Annotated in this window: 14 protein-coding genes; 9 read left to right on the top strand and 5 right to left on the bottom strand. The window is 72.5% G+C overall.

Annotated elements, in window-relative coordinates; translation table 11 throughout:
* The first annotated feature begins 249 nt into the window (after positions 1 to 249).
* The 3 genes from GPA10_RS20140 to pgfA all read left to right on the top strand — a co-directional run bounded on the left by GPA10_RS20140 (position 250) and on the right by pgfA (position 3,383).
* Complete coding sequence (locus tag GPA10_RS20140; protein WP_157166679.1) at positions 250 to 2,028, top strand: lytic transglycosylase domain-containing protein; 1,779 nt, start codon at positions 250 to 252, stop codon at positions 2,026 to 2,028.
* A 201-nt stretch (positions 2,029 to 2,229) separates the two neighbouring features.
* Positions 2,230 to 2,364 carry an SPW_0924 family protein gene (locus tag GPA10_RS20135; RefSeq protein WP_107450662.1) on the top strand — a complete coding sequence of 45 codons (135 nt, stop codon included), beginning with the start codon at positions 2,230 to 2,232 and terminating at the stop codon, positions 2,362 to 2,364.
* Positions 2,365 to 2,375: 11 nt separating this feature from the next.
* A complete protein-coding gene (gene pgfA, locus GPA10_RS20130; protein WP_157166678.1) occupies positions 2,376 to 3,383 on the top strand; it encodes a cell envelope lipid trafficking protein PgfA in 1,008 nt (335 codons plus the stop codon).
* 45 nt (positions 3,384 to 3,428) lie between these two features.
* Here the strand turns inward: pgfA and GPA10_RS20125 are convergent, their stop codons facing one another.
* Together GPA10_RS20125 and GPA10_RS20120 are read right to left on the bottom strand one after the other, a co-directional pair.
* The gene (locus GPA10_RS20125; RefSeq protein WP_343041128.1) at positions 3,429 to 6,146 is read right to left on the bottom strand and encodes an ATP-dependent RNA helicase; all 2,718 of its coding nucleotides are present in this window, start codon (positions 6,144 to 6,146) and stop codon (positions 3,429 to 3,431) included.
* A gap of 221 nt (positions 6,147 to 6,367) precedes the next feature.
* Positions 6,368 to 7,351, bottom strand: coding sequence for a class I SAM-dependent methyltransferase (locus GPA10_RS20120; RefSeq protein WP_157166677.1), 984 nt, complete (start codon positions 7,349 to 7,351; stop codon positions 6,368 to 6,370).
* Positions 7,352 to 7,744: 393 nt separating this feature from the next.
* Between GPA10_RS20120 and rpsA the strand changes: the two genes are divergently transcribed.
* Both rpsA and GPA10_RS20110 read left to right on the top strand, forming a co-directional pair.
* Positions 7,745 to 9,289 (top strand): 30S ribosomal protein S1, encoded by a 1,545-nt coding sequence (gene rpsA, locus GPA10_RS20115; RefSeq protein WP_157166676.1) that lies wholly within the window; start codon positions 7,745 to 7,747, stop codon positions 9,287 to 9,289.
* A 235-nt stretch (positions 9,290 to 9,524) separates the two neighbouring features.
* Positions 9,525 to 10,034, top strand: coding sequence for an RICIN domain-containing protein (locus GPA10_RS20110; RefSeq protein WP_157166675.1), 510 nt, complete (start codon positions 9,525 to 9,527; stop codon positions 10,032 to 10,034).
* Between the two features lie 51 nt (positions 10,035 to 10,085).
* Here the strand turns inward: GPA10_RS20110 and GPA10_RS20105 are convergent, their stop codons facing one another.
* Positions 10,086 to 11,060 carry a right-handed parallel beta-helix repeat-containing protein gene (locus tag GPA10_RS20105; protein WP_157166674.1) on the bottom strand — a complete coding sequence of 325 codons (975 nt, stop codon included), beginning with the start codon at positions 11,058 to 11,060 and terminating at the stop codon, positions 10,086 to 10,088.
* 224 nt (positions 11,061 to 11,284) lie between these two features.
* Here GPA10_RS20105 and GPA10_RS20100 point away from each other — a divergent pair, with 224 nt between their 5' ends.
* Positions 11,285 to 12,223 (top strand): PAC2 family protein, encoded by a 939-nt coding sequence (locus tag GPA10_RS20100; protein ID WP_343041127.1) that lies wholly within the window; start codon positions 11,285 to 11,287, stop codon positions 12,221 to 12,223.
* 189 nt (positions 12,224 to 12,412) lie between these two features.
* On the opposite strand, the gene GPA10_RS20095 is transcribed toward GPA10_RS20100, so the two are convergent.
* A complete protein-coding gene (locus GPA10_RS20095) occupies positions 12,413 to 12,889 on the bottom strand; it encodes a carboxymuconolactone decarboxylase family protein (RefSeq protein WP_058851638.1) in 477 nt (158 codons plus the stop codon).
* Between the two features lie 84 nt (positions 12,890 to 12,973).
* Between GPA10_RS20095 and coaE the strand changes: the two genes are divergently transcribed.
* From coaE to GPA10_RS20080, 3 genes are all read left to right on the top strand, one after another.
* On the top strand, positions 12,974 to 13,594 hold the full coding sequence (gene coaE / locus GPA10_RS20090) for a dephospho-CoA kinase (protein ID WP_157166673.1): 621 nt from the start codon (positions 12,974 to 12,976) through the stop codon (positions 13,592 to 13,594).
* A 96-nt stretch (positions 13,595 to 13,690) separates the two neighbouring features.
* The gene (locus GPA10_RS20085; protein ID WP_058851636.1) at positions 13,691 to 14,074 is read left to right on the top strand and encodes a tetratricopeptide repeat protein; all 384 of its coding nucleotides are present in this window, start codon (positions 13,691 to 13,693) and stop codon (positions 14,072 to 14,074) included.
* Between the two features lie 177 nt (positions 14,075 to 14,251).
* Positions 14,252 to 15,481 (top strand): acyltransferase domain-containing protein, encoded by a 1,230-nt coding sequence (locus GPA10_RS20080; protein WP_343041126.1) that lies wholly within the window; start codon positions 14,252 to 14,254, stop codon positions 15,479 to 15,481.
* 29 nt (positions 15,482 to 15,510) lie between these two features.
* Here the strand turns inward: GPA10_RS20080 and GPA10_RS20075 are convergent, their stop codons facing one another.
* Positions 15,511 to 15,978, bottom strand: coding sequence for an RNA-binding S4 domain-containing protein (locus GPA10_RS20075; protein ID WP_058851635.1), 468 nt, complete (start codon positions 15,976 to 15,978; stop codon positions 15,511 to 15,513).
* Between the last annotated feature and the right edge of the window lie 105 nt (positions 15,979 to 16,083).

Below are 16,083 nucleotides of genomic sequence, written 5' to 3'. Positions count from 1 at the left end.
CGCTGCGCGCTCGTCCTCAAACGCCGGACGGGCTGTCTGCTGCCGCCCCTCGGGCGTGAATGCGGAGTGGCCGTGGCCGGAACGTGCGGAACCGGAACGGTGCTGTGACGCGTCAACCGGGAAAATCGGGCACGAACAGGTGTCTCGGCTCGAGAAGTTGTCGTAGTGTCGCCTGAGTCGTCTCAGGAGGGCCCGCGGGCGCGCGGGATCGGGACGGGCAGGGGCAGTCAAGGGGAGGGACATACGGACATGGCGGCGGTATTCGGCAGGCGGATGCGCAGGACCGCGGTGACCACCGCTGTCGCCGCCGCGGCGGTGGCGGCACTGGCCGCCTCGCAGGCCCCGGGCGCTACGAGCGACGACGCGCGGGACGACCGGGCAGGCGCGGCGGGCTCCTCGCCGGCGCCCGACGGCGACTCCGCGACCGGCAACTCGCCGTACTACACCGACCTCCCGCCCCTGAAGAGCCCCGCACCGCCCACCGGCAAGCCCGGCGAAGGCGGCGTCGGCACGGGCGAGCGGGAAGCGGGCCTGCCCGCCACCGTCCTCGACGCGTACAAGAAGGCCGAGACGGCCGTGCGCACCGACAAGCCCGGCTGCAACCTCCCCTGGCAGCTGCTCGCCGCCATCGGCAAGGTCGAGTCCGGCCAGGCCCGCGGCGGCCGCGTCGACGCCGACGGCACGACGATCACACCGATCCTCGGCCCGGTCCTCGACGGCAACGGCTTCGCGATGATCAAGGACTCCGACAACGGCGCCTACGACGGCGACACCACGCACGACCGCGCCGTCGGCCCCATGCAGTTCATCCCGTCGACGTGGGCCTTCGCCGGCAAGGACGGCAACGCCGACGGCAAGAAGGACCCCAACAACATCTACGACGCCGCGCTCGCCGCCGCCCACTACCTGTGCGCGAACGACCGCGACCTCGCCGTCGACGACGACCTGCACGCCGCGATCCTCAGCTACAACCGCTCCACGGAGTACCTGAACACGGTCCTGTCGTGGCTGGAGTACTACCGCAAGGGCACCCACGAGGTTCCCGACGGCACCGGTGTGCTGCCCGACGACCGCAGCGACACCACGCGGCCGGTACAGCCGACGAGGCCCGCGCCCAGGCCGAGCAGCCCGCCCACGACACCCGCTCCCGGGCCGAAGCCGCTGCCCTCGCCCTCGCCCCACAAGCCCAGCAAGCAGCCCGGCGAGAAGCCCGGCGGCAAGCCCGACCAGGCGCACCGTCCCGGCACCCCGGAGCCCAGCACCGGGACCCACAAGCCACCCAAGCCCGGCGACGGCAGCACCGGCAATCCCAAGCCGCCGCGGCCGTCCAAGCCGTCCGAGCAGGTCGCCCGCTTGCAGAACGCGGGCGCCGACGAGCTCACCGCGACCGCGGGCGACGCCTTCGATGAGCGCGTCGCAGTCAAGGCCGAGACCGGCTCCGGCCTCGGCGTCGCCAAGGTCAAGGTGCGGTTCACCGTCTCCGGCGACACCGACACCCGGTTCGAGGGCGGCGCCCGCAGCGTCACCGTCACCACGACCGCCACCGGCACGGCGACCGCGCCCGAGCTCCGGGCGGGCGAGCGGACCGGCGAGTTCACCGTCCGCGCCCGCGTCGTGGAGCGTTCCCTGAGCGCCGTCGAGGTGCCCGCGACCGTCACCGCGCGCACCGCCGACACCCTCAAGCGCCTCGACGACAAGCCGCTGATCTGCGCGCCCGGCCAGGAGTTCGCCGAGCCCCTCGGCTTCAAGGCGACGTACAAGGGAGAGCGCGCCGCGGGCGTCGCCGCGACCGCCACGCTGATCAAGTCCGCGGGGAACGGCACCGCCAACGACAAGGGCCCCTACTTCAAGGACGCGGACGGCAAGCCGGTGCGCGCCCTCAAGGGCCTGACGACCGACGCCGAGGGCAAGCTGCTGCTGCCGAAGCTGTACGCCGACGACACCGCGGGGACGTACCTCCTGCGCGTCGTCACCAACGGCGGCGCCACGCTCACCGTCGAACTGAAGGTGGCCGCACCGGCCGCCTAGGGCCTGTCGTCAAACTCCCTGCTGCCACGTGACGCCAGGCCCCAGCGCCTCGCAGCGCCGCCCGCGACCGCCCGGCATCCGGACCGCCTCCGCCCTTCGGGGCCGGAGGCGGTTCCCTGTGGCGCCCGGGTGTTCTCATCTGGCCCGCCCGTTGCTACGGTGCCCCCGCCCTGACGAAGCGTCAGTTCCCGGGAGGCCCGCATGCGTGCCCTCATCGCCGCCGCCATCGGCCTCGCCGCCGCCCTCGCCCTGGTCCTGACGGTCACCGCCATCGGCGCACCGACCGGCGAGACCTCGCCCGAGCCGCTGCTCACCACCGTCCCCGAGCACCCGTAGGGAGGGCCGAGATGCGCCGCAAGGCCTGCCTGGTCCTGCTCGCCTTCGCCGTCTTCTGCGCGGCCCTGTCCCCGCTGCTGCGCTGGTACGCCTTCCCCCGCCTGGTGAAGGTCCCGGCGGACCGGTACCAGACGATGGTCCTGGAGGCGGCGCCCGCGACGCTCATCGACTACGGCACGATGAGGGCCGAGAAGGTCCCGAAGATCACCATCGTGCAGACCCTCAAGGGCAACGTCGAGGCGTCCGAGAAGATCGAGAAGAACGACGGGGACTCCTCGCGGGACGTCGTAGTCTGGGACGGTCTCTCCTACGTCCAGGGCCCCGACGGGAAGCTGGTCTCCCGGATCCCCGAGCGGTACATCTTCGACGCCCACAGCCAGGAACCCGTCCACGCGAGGGGCGAATCGGTCGACGGCGACCCCGTCGAGCGGGAGGGCATCGAGTTCAAGTGGCCCTTCCTGACGGAGAAGCGGGACTACGCGTACTTCGACGCGCAGGCCCGCGTCACCGAACCCATCCACTACAAGGGCACACAGAGGTTCCGCGGCCTAGACGTCTACTACTTCGAGCAGACCATCCCCTGGACCGAGGTCCCCCTGCCCAAGACGCTCCCCGTCAAGGGCATCACCCCGCAGTCCATCGCCGGAACCGGTACGACGCGCTGGTACACCACGGTCCGCAAGTTCTGGGTCGAACCCGTCACCGGGGCACCCGTGTACGGGGAGGAGATCCACCGGGAGGAACTGCGGGGCGGCACCCTCCTCGGCGACCGGGACAAGGTCACCGCGTTCTCCGGGCACGTGAAGATGCGCGAGGACTACATCGAGGACACCGTCGACCTGGTGAAGTCCCAGCGCGTCCTGGTCCTGCTCATGACCTCGTACCTGCCGTGGGGCCTGCTCGTCCTCGCCGCGCTGCTGCTGGCCCTCGCCCTGTGGCTGGAGGCCCGCAGCCGCCGCCCCGGCGATCCGGCGCCCGCCACGGACCGGGATCCGGAGCCGCAGCCGGCGAACGCCTGAGCCGCGCCGTCGCCACGGGCCCGCGGCCCCGACGCCCTGCTGTGCTCAGGAGGGCCGCTCGGAACGCTCCTGCCGGGCCTTGGTGTGCCGGGTCGGCGCCGCCGTCGCGGGGTCCTCGGGCCACGGGTGCTTCGGGTACCGGCCGCGCAGTTCCGCGCGCACGGAGCGGTAGCCGCCGCGCCAGAACGAGGCGAGGTCGGCGGTGACCGCGGCCGGGCGGCCCGCGGGCGACAGCAGATGCACCAGCAGCGGCACGCCCGCCACCCGCGGGGTCTCGTCGAGCCCGAACATCTCCTGCAACTTGACGGCGAGGACCGGCTGTTCGGGGTTCGTGTAGTCCACCCGGATCCGGGACCCGCTCGGCACCCCGACGCGCTCCGGGGCCAGCTCGTCGAGGCGCGCCGCCTCACCGGTGGCCCAGGGCAGCAGCCGCGCGAGGGCCCGGCCCGCGTCGAGGCGGGCCAGGTCGGCACGGCGCCGGGCACGGCCGAGCTCGGGTTCGAGCCAGGCGTCGGCGCGGTCGACGAGCGCCTCGTCGGACACGTCGGGCCAGGGCTCGCCGAGCCGGCGGTGCAGGAACCGCAGCCGGTCGCGCAGCGCGTCGCCGTCCCGGTCCCAGCGCAGCAGGCCGAGCCCGGTACGCCGCAGGCCCTCCAGGAGCCCGTCCCGTACGAGGCCGGGGTCGGGGTTCCTGAGCGGGCGCACCGCGAGCTCCACCGCGCCGAGCCGCTCCACGTGCCGCGCGACCAGCTCACCGTCCGCCCAGGCCACCTCGTCCCGCTCCGTGTGCAGCGGGGCGGCGGCGTCGCGGGCCGTGTCCTCGTCGACCCCGGCTGCGAGCCGTACCCGGGCGTGCCCCGCACCGGCGGGCCGGTCGGCGACCGCGACCGCGATCCAGGGCGCCCCCGCGAGCCCGGAGCCCCCGGCCACCTCGGCCCGCGTCCCCCCGACCATCAGATACGTCCCGTCCTCCTGCCGCCGGGCGACCCGCTCGGGGAACCCCAGGGCGACAACACTCCCGACGACGGCGTCGTCCCCGGCTTCGGCGCTCGATGCCTCCGGTGCGGGTTCACGGGTGGGCGGATGGGAGACATCCCGCGCCGAAGGCGCGGGCGCGGAGTCGGGCCTGGGGGAGTCGGGCGCGGAGTCGGAAGAGGGGGAGGCAGACGAGGGGGAGTCGGGCCTGGGGGAGTCGGGCGAGGGCGCGGGCGAGGAGGAAGTGGCGGACGCCTTGAGGCGGGAGACCTCGCGGCGCCAGCGTGCCGCGTACGCGTCGCCCCCGCCCCGCGCGGCCCGCAACGCCCCGGCGAGGTCGTCCCCGTACGCACGGGGAGGCTCCTCGCTGAGCAGGGCGACCACCTCGGCGGCCCGCCGGGAGCCGACCCGCGGCGCCGCGTCGAGCAGCGCACGGGCGAGCCGCGGATGCACCCCGGCCCGAGACAGCCGCACCCCACGGCCGGTGACCCGGCCCGTCCCCGCGTCCACCGCCCCGATCGCCACGAGGACCTCCCGCGCAGCGGCCATCGCCCCCGCGGGCGGCGCGTCGAGGAGGGCAAGCCCGGCCGCCCCGGGATCCCCCCAGCACGCGGCCTGGAGCGCGAACGCGGTCAGGTCCGCCACTTCGATCTCCGGCGAGGGGAACCGCGGCAGCCGGACGTCCTCCGCCTCCGCCCAGCACCGGTACACCGCTCCGGGAGCCTCCCGCCCCGCACGCCCGGCCCGCTGCCGCCCGGCCGCCTGCGAGGCCCGCACGGTCACCAGGGAGGAGAGCCCCCGCGCGTGGTCCACCCGCGGCTCCCGCGCGAGACCCGAGTCCACGACGACCCGCACTCCCGGCACCGTCAGGGACGACTCGGCCACGGACGTGGCGAGGACGACCCGGCGCCGCGCACCGCCCGCGAGCACCGCGTCCTGCGCCGCCGCGGGCGCCCGCCCGTGCACCTGGAGCACCTCGACACCACCGGCCCCGTCGGTGCCCTCCAGCTTCTCGCCGGACCCCAGCTGCGCCGCCACCCTGCCGATCTCACCCACCCCGGGCAGGAAGCACAGCACGTCCCCCGTGCGTTCCCGCAGGGCCCGCCGCACCACGGCGGCGACATGGGAGAGCAGCGCCGGATCGACGTGCGTACCGCGCGGCGGCCGCACCGGGCGTGCGGGCGGCGCCCACACCACCTCCACGGGGTGCGCGGTCCCCGCAGCCGTCACCACGGGGACACCGCCGAGCACCTCCGCCCACCCCTGCGCGTCCGTGGTCGCCGACGCCGCGATCAGCCGCAGCTCCGGGCGCAGCGCCGCACGCACGTCGACCAGGAAGGCGGCGACCGTGTCCGCGTCCAGATGCCGCTCGTGGCACTCGTCGATCACGACGGCGTCGACACCGGCGAGCTCCGGGTCCCGCTGCAAGCGCTGCAGCAGCACGCCGGTCGTGACGACCTCCACGCGCGCGTGGGGACCCACCACGCGTTCGCCGCGCACGGTGTAGCCGACGCGCTGCCCGACCTTCTCGCCGAGCAGCCACGCCATCCGCCGTGCGGCGGCCCGCGCGGCGATACGCCGGGGCTCGGCGACCACGACCCGGCGCACCGGGCCGCCCCCGCCGGTCCCGCCGCCCTCGGCGAGACCGGCGAGCGCGAGCGGTACGAGGGTGGTCTTGCCGGTACCTGGCGGCGCGCACAGGACGGCGGCGCCCGGCCCCTCCAGGGCGGCGCGCAGCGCGGGCAGCGCCTCGCGCACGGGCAGGTTCAGAGCGGCGTCACGGATCACGCACTCAGTCTCGTACGCCGCCGGGCGGACCCGGAACGCGCCTCGGCCCCGGCCGGTCCAGGTCAGTCCGGGCCACGTCAGGCCGGTCCAGATCGATCCAGGTCAGCCCAGGTGGGTCCAGGCCGTCTAGGTCAGTCCAGGTCGATCCATGCCGGTCCAGGTGCGTCCAAGCCGGTCCAGGTGGGTCCAGACCGATCCAGGTGGGTCCAGACCGGTCCAGGTCAGTCCCGTTCGCACACGAAGATGGCCGTCCCAGGGATGAGGTTCCCGCGCAGCGGCGACCACCCGCCCCACTCCTGGGTGTTCCACGCGGGCCACTCCGGCTCCACCAGGTCCACGAGCCGGAACCCGCCCGCGACGACGTCCCGCACCCGGTCCCCGAGCGTCCGGTGGTGCTCGACGTACACCGCGCGCCCCTGCTCGTCCTGCTCGACGTACGGGGTGCGGTCGAAGTACGAGGCCGCCACCGAGAGCCCCTCGGGCCCCGGCTCGTCCGGGAACGCCCAGCGCATCGGGTGGGACACGGAGAACACGAAACGGCCGCCGGGGCGCAGCACCCTGCGCACGTCCCGCAGGACCCGCACCGGGTCGGCGACGAACGGCAGCGCCCCGTACGCGGAGCAGGCCAGGTCGAAGGAGCCGTCCGCGAACGGCAGCGCGCCCGCGTCGGCCTGCACCAGCGGCACCCCGGCCGCCCTCGCCCCGGCTCCCTCCGCCGCGGGGCGGTCCTCGCCGGGCCGCTCGGCGTCGATGCGCAGGCGGTCCCCGCCGGACCGCTCGGCGTCGATGCGCAGCGCGTGCTGGAGCTGGCGGTGGGACAGGTCGAGGGCGACCGGGCGCGCGCCCTGCGCGGCCAGCCAGCGCGAGCACTGGGCCGCGCCGGCACCGATCTCCAGGACGTCCTTGCCCGCAAGATCCTCCGGCGGGCCGAGCAGCTCCGCCTCGACCTCGTCGAGCCCCTCCGGGCCCCACACGAACCGGTCGTCCCCGAGGAACGTGCCGTGCTCGATCTGGTAGTCGTCGGCGTTCCTGTCCCACCAGCCGCGGCTGGCGCGGCTGCTCTCGGTGACGTCCGCGTCGCGCCGGGTGGCCTCGGGTTCGGAGCCGGGGGACTCGTGCGGGCCCGAGCCGGTTGAACCGTGCGGCCCGGAGCCGGGAGACTGGTGAAGTTCGGGTGCCTCGTGCTCTTGGATGATCCGCTCCATCGTCGTACTGTGCCGTTCCGTGCCGCCGCGGTGGTGCGTGCCGTGAGGGGCCCTCCGGAAGCGGCGCGGCAGGGCGTGCTGCGCCCCGTGTGGCCTCTGGCAACAGGTTTTGTGCCGGGTATGCGGGGATCCGCCCCGGGTGTGCGCCTTCGCGCATTGACCCTGTACGGCAGCCCCCGTATGCTACAAGTTGCGCTGCGGGCCTGCGTTCCTCAGACATAGCAGGTTGCGCTCGCGTCTGTTGTATGTCCCCTCGGTTGTCGAGGCGCTTTCCGTTTCCTTCGGGAACCAGAAGTCGGCGTCTCCTAAGCTGTCCGGCTTCTGCAGAGCGAAACGGGCTCCGGCGTAAGCAGTACCTACGACTTCAATGTCCGTACCGGAGCCCTTTCCCACATGACGAGCAGCACCGAGACCACCGCCACCACCCCGCAGGTTGCGGTCAACGACATCGGTAACGAGGAAGCCTTCCTCGCCGCGATCGACGAGACGATCAAGTACTTCAACGACGGCGACATCGTCGACGGCGTCATCGTGAAGGTCGACCGGGACGAGGTCCTGCTCGACATCGGTTACAAGACCGAAGGCGTCATCCCCAGCCGCGAGCTCTCCATCAAGCACGACGTCGACCCGAACGAGGTCGTCGCCGTCGGTGACGAGATCGAGGCCCTTGTTCTCCAGAAGGAGGACAAGGAAGGCCGCCTGATCCTCTCGAAGAAGCGCGCCCAGTACGAGCGTGCCTGGGGCACCATCGAGAAGATCAAGGAAGAGGACGGGATCGTCACCGGTACCGTCATCGAGGTCGTCAAGGGTGGTCTCATCCTCGACATCGGCCTCCGTGGCTTCCTGCCGGCCTCCCTGGTCGAGATGCGCCGCGTCCGCGACCTTCAGCCCTACGTGGGCAAGGAGCTCGAGGCCAAGATCATCGAGCTGGACAAGAACCGCAACAACGTGGTCCTGTCCCGCCGCGCCTGGCTCGAGCAGACCCAGAGCGAGGTCCGCCAGACCTTCCTCACGACCCTGCAGAAGGGCCAGGTCCGCTCCGGCGTCGTTTCCTCGATCGTCAACTTCGGTGCGTTCGTGGACCTCGGCGGCGTCGACGGTCTCGTCCACGTCTCCGAGCTCTCCTGGAAGCACATCGACCACCCCTCCGAGGTTGTCGAGGTCGGCCAGGAAGTCACCGTCGAGGTCCTCGACGTGGACATGGACCGCGAGCGCGTCTCCCTGTCGCTCAAGGCGACCCAGGAAGACCCGTGGCAGCAGTTCGCCCGCACGCACCAGATCGGGCAGGTCGTTCCCGGTAAGGTCACCAAGCTCGTTCCGTTCGGTGCGTTCGTGCGCGTCGACGAGGGCATCGAGGGCCTGGTCCACATCTCCGAGCTGGCCGAGCGCCACGTGGAGATCCCGGAGCAGGTCGTCCAGGTCAACGACGAGATCTTCGTCAAGGTCATCGACATCGACCTCGAGCGTCGCCGGATCTCGCTGTCGCTGAAGCAGGCCAACGAGTCCTTCGGCGCCGACCCGTCGGCCGTCGAGTTCGACCCGACCCTGTACGGCATGGCCGCGTCCTACGACGACCAGGGCAACTACATCTACCCCGAGGGCTTCGACCCCGAGACCAACGACTGGCTCGAGGGCTTCGAGACCCAGCGCGAGGCTTGGGAGGGCCAGTACGCCGAGGCGCAGCAGCGCTTCGAGCAGCACCAGGCCCAGGTCATCAAGTCCCGCGAGGCGGACGCCCAGGCCGAGGCCGAGGGTGCGGCCGCTCCCGGTGGCGCGGCTCCGGCCGCCGGCACCGGCGGTGGCGGCGGCGGTTCGTACTCCTCGGAGTCGGACGACAACTCCGGCGCCCTGGCGTCGGACGAGGCGCTCGCCGCGCTGCGCGAGACGCTGGCCGGCGGCCTGCGCGGAATCTCGCCTCTAGGCGGTAGCAGTAGCTGAACAGTGTGGGCCCGCACCGGATGGTGCGGGCCCACACTGCTTTCTCCCGCAGGGCGGCGCCATGGTGCCGGGCGGGCGGGTGAAGCACCGCTGAACGAGGGCGGGCTTCCTGTCACTGGCCCCGGCAAGGGAAAGTGAATCTCCACCGCTCCTTCGCCGATCGGCGACCCTTTCCTCGGGTTCTCCACCCATTCGCCCCCGATGAGCGGTGCGGCGCGCCAGCTACGGTTCGCGCATGCACACGACATGGATCAAGAACCGTTTGGGCAAGGGAATCGCGGCCGTCGCTCTCGCCGCCGGAATCGGCGCCCTCCAGACCGTCTCCGCGCAGGCCGCTCCGGACCCCACCTACTGGACCTTCGGGGACAGCACCTTCGAGCGGTGCCTCACCGGTGGGAAGATCGACGGAGCCACGTCACGGGTCTTTTTGACGAAGTGCAACGGCAGCAACTTCCAGAAGTGGGACTGGCGTGGCGATGATCCCGACTACTACCCGCATGAGCAGCTCCAGAACAAGGCCACAGGTCTCTGTCTGGCCACTGACAACGAATCCATGGAGAACAACGCCGTCTGGGCCAGCCGATGTGAGTGGCGCAAGGGCATGCGCTTCCACTACGACGACGCGGGCCACACGCTCTGCCCCGCACTGACCAACTACAGCACCTGCCTGGTGGCCCGTCCGAACGGAGCGGTCTACGGCACCAGCAGCGGCGGAGCGTATGAGTGGTGGGGATCGCGCGTGTAGGCCTCACCGGCAGAGGGGGGGCGGGGACCGGTTTTGTGCGGGCCCCCGCCCCTACGGCGTCACCGGGACGTTCGTGAGCCCCTTGCCGCCCGTGACCGTGTTGCTCGCGTACACCGTCGTCCGGCAACTGTCGCTGTTGTTCGTCACGTTGATCGCCAGTTGCCTGTCGCCGGAGGCGCCCGTCAGGTCCGACTTGTTGCCACGGAACACGGTGCCGCAGCCCCAGCCTGGCTCCTGTGTGTGGGTCTCGAAGCCGTTGTTCGTGGTGTTCTTGCCGGTGTTGTTCTCGATGACGTAGTTGTTGCCCTTCACGTCGATCCAGGAGTCGTCGTAGTTGTTGCCGGTCAGGCCCTTGCCGTCGAAGGTGTTGCCGGCGACCCGGCCGCCCTTCGTGCCCTCCTTGAGGTCGACGGCCTCGCCGCCGACGTCCGGACCGATGACGTTGTTCAGGATCTGTACGTTGTCGCTCCTGTCGGAGAGCGTGTTGGCGCTGCCCACGTACACGCCCTCGCCCATGCCCCGGCCGTCGTTGCCCGTGTCGTGGATCCGCGAGTTCTTGATCACGCCGTCGGGGCTCGACTTGCGGAAGTGCACACCCTCCATGTCGAGACCGTGGACCGTCACGCCGTCCACCACGACCCCCCGCGCGGAGTCGATCATGATGCCCTTCTGGCCGCCGGTCACGGTGATGCCCTTGACGGTCCAGTACGAGGCGCCGTTGAGGTGCAGACCGTAGCCGCCGCCGGCCGTGAGCACGGCCTTGGAGGAGCCGGTCAGGGTGATCCGGGAGCCGGAGTTCGCGGCCACGGAGGTCTTGAAGTTGCCGGTGTACGTGCCGTCCGCGAGGCGGATGGTGTCGCCCGGACCCGCCGAGCCGAGCGCCGCCTTGAGCTGGGCGGCCGTGGAGACCTCGATGGTGGCTGCCGGGCGGGCGGCCGAGGACGCCGGATTCGCGTACGCGGCCGCCGTGAGGACCGCCGTGGCGGCGGTGGCGGAGAGTGCGGCGATGAGGAAGCGGGTGCGCATCGTGGGGTTGCCTTCCCGTCGGCTGTTCGGACAGGCTGTTCGGACAGAAGAGGGTTCTTGTACATGAACCTTGGGCGTGGATATGAACGCTTGCTGTCTCGTGACGGTAAGGGTGGGGCATGTTCGCGTCAAGGTGGTCGGTGGATGCTGTGAATGCGCGGAGAGGGGAATGCACGCCCCGCAGCACGTGTTCTGCTCAATGAACACGAGGAGGAGCGGTCACAGTGCTTGATCCGCAGGGTTTGTACGCATGGGAGCCGAAGGGCCTCGCTGTCGTCGACATGGCACTCGCCCAGGAGTCGGCCGGCCTGGTCATGCTCTACCACTTCGACGGATACATCGACGCGGGCGAGACCGGCGACCAGGTCGTCGAGCGGCTCGTGGACAGCCTTCCCGGGCAGGTCGTGGCGCGCTTCGACCACGACCGCCTCGTGGACTACCGCGCCCGGCGTCCGCTGCTCACCTTCAAGCGCGACCGCTGGAGCGACTACGAGGTGCCGACACTGGACGTGCGGCTCCTCCAGGACACCACCGGCGCGCCCTTCCTGCTGCTCTCCGGCCCCGAGCCGGACATCGAGTGGGAGCGGTTCGCCGCGGCCGTCAGGGAGATCGTCGAACGCCTCGGCGTACGGCTCGCGGTCAACTTCCACGGCATCCCCATGGGCGTACCGCACACGCGCCCCGTCGGCCTCACCCCGCACGGCAACCGCACGGACCTCGTCCCCGGCCACGCGAGCCCCTTCGAGGAGGCACAGGTGCCGGGCAGCGCGGAGGCCCTGGTGGAGTACCGCCTCGCGGAGGCGGGCCACGACGTGCTCGGTGTCGCCGCCCACGTACCGCACTACATCGCGCGCTCCGCCTACCCCGACGCCGCCCTGACCGTCCTGGAGGCCATCACCGCCGCCACCGGCCTGGTCCTGCCCGCCGTCGCGCACACCCTGCGCACCGAGGCGCACCGCACCCAGACCGAGATCGACCGGCAGGTCCAGGAGGGCGACGAGGAACTGGTCGCCCTCGTCCAGGGGCTGGAGCACCAGTACGACGCGGCGGCGGGCGCCGAAGCGCGCGGCAACATGCTCGCGGAGCCCGCGGACATACCGTCGGCCGACGAGATCGGCCGCGAGTTCGAGCGCTTCCTCGCCGAGCGCGAGGGCGACAGCTAGGGCCGGTCGGCCCTGGGAGCCTGGCCCGGCGGCCGGGGCCCACGTGCGGCCGGGGCCCACGTGCGGCCGGGGCCCACGTGCGGCCGGGGCCCACGTGCGGTCGGGGCCCGCGGGCGGTCGGGGCCCGGGGCCCGAAGTCAGGGCGCGACGCCCGGCGGCCCCGTCGCCGCCGCGCCCCCTCCGCCACCGTCAGTGGTGCAGCTGACCGGGCTCGTAGCTGCCCGCGGGCTGCCGGACCATGACGTTGCCGCGGTTGTAGGCGTTGATGAGGGCGATGGCGCACACCAGGGCCGAGAGCTGCTCCTCGTCGTAGTGCTTGGCCGCGTTCGCCCACGCCTCGTCCGTGACCCCGGGCGCCCCGTCGGCGATCCGCGTCCCCTGCTCCGTCAGTTCCAGGGCGGCCCGCTCAGCCTCGGTGAAGACTGTGGCCTCGCGCCAGACGGCGACCAGGTTGAGGCGCAGCTGGCTCTCCCCGGCGTGCGCGGCGTCCTTGGCGTGCATGTCGGTGCAGAAGCCGCAGCTGTTGATCTGGCTGGCGCGGAGCCGCACCAGTTCCAGGGTGGTGGCCGGTACCGTCGACTCCTTGACCGCCTGGCCCGCCGCGAAGAGGTGCTTGCCGAACTTCGCCGCGACGTGGCTCTCGAAGAGGTTCAAGCGTGCATTCATGGCGTACTCCCTCGTCGGTGCAGCTGCTTACAGTCCAAGGACGGGGCGGGCCCGCCGGATGTGACATCGCCTAAGCTGCCGTTCATGCTGAAAGTGGGGCTGACCGGCGGGATCGGTGCCGGAAAGAGTGAAGTGTCACGGCTGCTGGTGGAGCGCGGCGCCGTGCTCGTCGACGCCGACCGGATCGCCCGCGAGGTGGTGGCACCGGGCACCGAGGGCCTGGCCGCGGTCGTCGCGGAGTTCGGGACGGATGTCCTGGACGCCGACGGCGCCCTCGACCGCCCGAAGCTCGGCGCGATCGTCTTCGCCGACCCCGCGAAGCTGGCCGCGCTCAACGCGATCGTGCACCCCCTGGTGGGAGCGCGCTCCGCGGAGCTGGAACGGGCCGCCGCCGAGTCCGCAAGGACGCCCGAGGACGCCGTGGTCGTCCACGACGTGCCGCTGCTCACGGAGAACGGCCTCGCGGCGCTGTACGACGTCGTGGTCGTCGTCGACGCGAGGCCCGACACCCAGCTCGACCGTCTGGTGCGGCTGCGCGGCATGACCGAGGACGACGCCCGCGCCCGGATGGCGGCCCAGGCCACCCGGGAGCAGCGCCTGGAGATCGCCGACATCGTCGTCGACAACGACGGCACCCTGGAGAAGCTGGCGCCGCGCGTGGACGAGGTGTGGCAGGAACTGCGGAACCGGGCGCGGTCCGCCTAGCCGCCGTGTTCCGGGGGTGCGCGCCCCATCCGGGATTCCGGAATACCGCGTACGGCGGCGAGTGTTGGCCCTGAGGAGTGAGGGAAGGAGTCCGGCGTGCCCGAAAGCAGCCCGGAGAGCCATGTCATCGACTTCCGCGCGGCGGAGCAGCTCCTCGCCGCCCGGGACCCGCGGGGTGCGGTGAAGCTGCTCGACTCCGTGATCGCAGCCCATCCGGAGAACACCGCGGCGCGCCTGCTGCGCGCCCGCGCCTTCTTCGCCTCCGCGCAACTGCGCGCCGCCGAGCTGGAGTTCAGCATCGTCCTGGAGCGGGAGCCGGACAACGCGTTCGCGCACTTCGCCCTCGCCCGCACCTATGAGCGCGCCGCGCGGCCCGACCAGGCGCGGCGCCACTTCCGGCTCGCTGCCGCGCTGGACCCGCAGCCGGACTATCTGGCGGCGGCCCGGTTCGACGACGGCGAAGGCGACGGCGGCTCGTAGCTCTGCCGACCGGCCATGCGGGCCCCGGGTTCTCGGGCCCCGGGTTCTCGGGTCCTGGGGTCTCGGGTCCTGGGGTCTCGGGTCCTGGGTTCGCGGGTCCTGGGTTCGCGGGTTCGGGTTTTCGGGTCCCGCCGTTGCGGGGACGCTCGTACGGCGGGACCTCGCGGAAGGTGAGACGTGCTGGACGTGCTGCGGGTCGCGGCGGAGAGCGACGAGGCCCTCGCCGCGTGGCTGACGGCCCTGGGCGAGGCGGACGAGCCGGACGAGCCGTCGGTCGAAGCGGGCGTGCCGTCGGCCGGACAGGGCGCTTCGTCGGCCGGGGCGGGCGTGTTGTCGGTCGAAGCGGGTGTCTCGTCGGCCGGGGCGGGCGTGTTGTCGGTCGAAGCGGGTGTCTCGTCGGCCGGGGCGGGCGTGTTGTCGGTCGAAGCGGGTGTCTCGTCGGCCGGGGCGGGCGCGTCGTCGGTCGAAGCGCTCCTGCCCGACGCCGACGAACTGCCCGAGGTCCTCCTCGACCTCGCCGTCCCGCACGAGGACGTCAACGAGCTGGTGGCCCTGCGCGCCCGGGTCCTGGACCACCCCGACACGCGCTGGGTGCTCACGCGCTGCGTCGACGTGCTCCTGCGCGACCTGGGCGAGCCCGAGAAGAGCCCGCGCCTGCCCGCCCTGCCCGAGGAACTCGGCGAGCTCGGCAGCTGCTTCTACGTCTTCGTCTTCCTCGCGGCGCTGCCCCGGGTGCGGGCCTACCACCGCCGCCGCGGCATACCCGACGACGTCTCCCGGCACACCCTCGCCGACCTCGGGCGGCACATGGCCGTGCACCGCCGCGGCCACGACGGCCGCGGGGTGCCCGTGCCGGGCTGGAACGCGCTGCACTTCCGCGGTGAGCTGTACCAACTGGGGCGGCTGCAGTTCCAGCGGTCCCTCCTCGGGCCGCGGATGGGCGCCGCTCTCGCCGCCGCGGGCACCGGGCTCGGCCCCGGCGACCGCTGTCTGAACATCCACATACCCGATTTCCGGGGCCCGTTGACACCGCGGGCGTGCCAACGCTCCGTGGACCTCGCCCGGGAGTTCTTCCCCCGGCACTTCCCCGACGAGCGGTACGACGTCGCCGTCTGCCACTCCTGGCTGCTCGATCCGCAGCTCAAGGAGTATCTGCCCGCGGACTCCAACATCGTGCGGTTCCAGGAGCGGTTCCGGCTCGCGGACACGTACGGGGAGCAGGCGCCGGACGACACCGTTCCGGTGGGGTTCGTGTTCGGGGACCGGCAGCTCGCCGTGGGGGGGCTGCCTCGGCGTACGCGGGTGGAGCGGGCCGTCGGGGACCACTTGCGCGCGGGCGGGCACTGGTACGGGGGGCACGGGTGGTTTCCGCTGGGGCGGCCCGGGGTGGCGCGCCCCTTCCCGTGATCAGGGGGCCGCGCCTCCTGGACCCCCGCTTATCGGCCTTCGGCCTCGTCCTCGAACGGCGGACGGGCCGAATTGGCCGGGCCCCTGCGACTGTTCAGTGCGCGCAGGCGGTCCATGTCCCTGCGGTCCCGCTTCGTGGGGCGGCCCGTGCCGCGGTCGCGGACGCCCGCGGGGGCCACGGCCTCGCGCGGGGGCGGCGGCGGGCTGTTGTCCACGTAGCACTCGACGGCCACGGGGGCGCCGACCCGCTTGCGGATGGCGCGCTTCACGATCACCACGCGCTCCCTGCCGCCCGGCTGGCGCACCCTGACCTCGTCGCCGGGCTTGACGCCGTACGCCGGCTTCACGCGCTCGCCGTTGACCCGCACATGGCCGCCCTTGCAGGCGGCGGCGCCCGCCGAGCGGGTCTTGACGAGGCGTACGGACCAGATCCAGCTGTCGACGCGTACGGAACCGCCGTCCGGCTCGCCCGTGTGCGGTGAAGTCTCCGAGGCCATGCACCGACCTTAGTGCGGCATCGGCGCGGGGGTGGCGGCTGCCCGGCGAGCCGTCCGGAATCCGCACACGCGCACACTCGATAATTCGGGCTGTTCACGGCAAAC

Origin of the sequence: Streptomyces typhae, from assembly GCF_009755605.1 — a bacterium.
Taxonomy (GTDB): Bacteria; Actinomycetota; Actinomycetes; order Streptomycetales; family Streptomycetaceae; genus Streptomyces; species Streptomyces typhae.
This window is presented reverse-complemented; position numbering and strand designations above follow the sequence as displayed.

Excerpts from the sequence above, each read along its gene's own strand:
- coaE (WP_157166673.1), top strand. The coding sequence starts at position 12,974 with ATGCTGAAAGTGGGGCTGACCGGCGGGATCGGTGCCGGAAAGAGTGAA.
- GPA10_RS20135 (WP_107450662.1), top strand. The coding sequence starts at position 2,230 with ATGCGTGCCCTCATCGCCGCCGCCATCGGCCTCGCCGCCGCCCTCGCC.
- rpsA (WP_157166676.1), top strand. The coding sequence starts at position 7,745 with ATGACGAGCAGCACCGAGACCACCGCCACCACCCCGCAGGTTGCGGTC.
- GPA10_RS20095 (WP_058851638.1), bottom strand. The coding sequence starts at position 12,889 with ATGAATGCACGCTTGAACCTCTTCGAGAGCCACGTCGCGGCGAAGTTC.
- GPA10_RS20140 (WP_157166679.1), top strand. The coding sequence starts at position 250 with ATGGCGGCGGTATTCGGCAGGCGGATGCGCAGGACCGCGGTGACCACC.
- GPA10_RS20120 (WP_157166677.1), bottom strand. The coding sequence starts at position 7,351 with ATGGAGCGGATCATCCAAGAGCACGAGGCACCCGAACTTCACCAGTCT.
- pgfA (WP_157166678.1), top strand. The coding sequence starts at position 2,376 with ATGCGCCGCAAGGCCTGCCTGGTCCTGCTCGCCTTCGCCGTCTTCTGC.
- GPA10_RS20105 (WP_157166674.1), bottom strand. The coding sequence starts at position 11,060 with ATGCGCACCCGCTTCCTCATCGCCGCACTCTCCGCCACCGCCGCCACG.
- GPA10_RS20075 (WP_058851635.1), bottom strand. The coding sequence starts at position 15,978 with ATGGCCTCGGAGACTTCACCGCACACGGGCGAGCCGGACGGCGGTTCC.
- GPA10_RS20110 (WP_157166675.1), top strand. The coding sequence starts at position 9,525 with ATGCACACGACATGGATCAAGAACCGTTTGGGCAAGGGAATCGCGGCC.